The 697-nt window shown below is 64.3% G+C and carries 1 pseudogene; it reads left to right on the top strand.

Annotated features, from left to right (window positions below):
• Positions 1 to 697, top strand: a pseudogene (locus tag J8I87_RS44100) (urocanate hydratase); the annotation flags it as partial.

Here is a 697-nt window from a genome sequence, read left to right as displayed (position 1 = left end):
AAACACATCGACCCGCGTCTCGACCCGACCCGCACGATCCGCGCGCCGCGCGGCAGCGAGAAAACCTGCAAGACCTGGATCGCGGAAGCCGCGTACCGGATGATCCAGAACAATCTGGACCCGGAAGTGGCCGAGCATCCGCATGCGCTCGTCGTGTATGGCGGCATCGGCCGCGCGGCGCGCAACTGGGATTGCTTCGACCAGATCCTCGCATCGCTGAAGGACCTCGAAGAGAACGAGACGCTGCTGGTTCAATCGGGCAAGCCCGTCGGCGTGTTCCGCACGCATGCCGACGCGCCGCGCGTGCTGCTCGCGAACTCGAACCTCGTGCCGCACTGGGCGAACTGGGATCACTTCCACGAGCTCGACCGCAAGGGCCTGATGATGTACGGCCAGATGACGGCGGGCAGCTGGATCTATATCGGCAGCCAAGGCATCGTGCAGGGCACGTATGAGACGTTCTTCTCGGTGGCGAACCAGCACTTCAACGGCAATCCGAAGGGCCGCTGGATCCTGACGGGCGGCCTCGGCGGCATGGGCGGCGCGCAGCCGCTCGCGGCAACGATGGCGGGCTTCTCGATGATCGCCGTCGAATGCGACGAGACGCGCATCGACTTCCGCCTGAAGACGCGCTACGTCGATAAAAAGGCGAAGACGCTCGACGAAGCGCTCGCGATGATCGACGAAGCAAAGAAGA

Source organism: Paraburkholderia sp. LEh10 (assembly GCF_017814945.1).
In the GTDB taxonomy this organism is placed as follows: Bacteria; Pseudomonadota; Gammaproteobacteria; order Burkholderiales; family Burkholderiaceae; genus Paraburkholderia.
The sequence above is the reverse complement of the archived record's forward strand: the minus strand, read 5'-3'. Positions and strand labels throughout refer to the sequence as shown.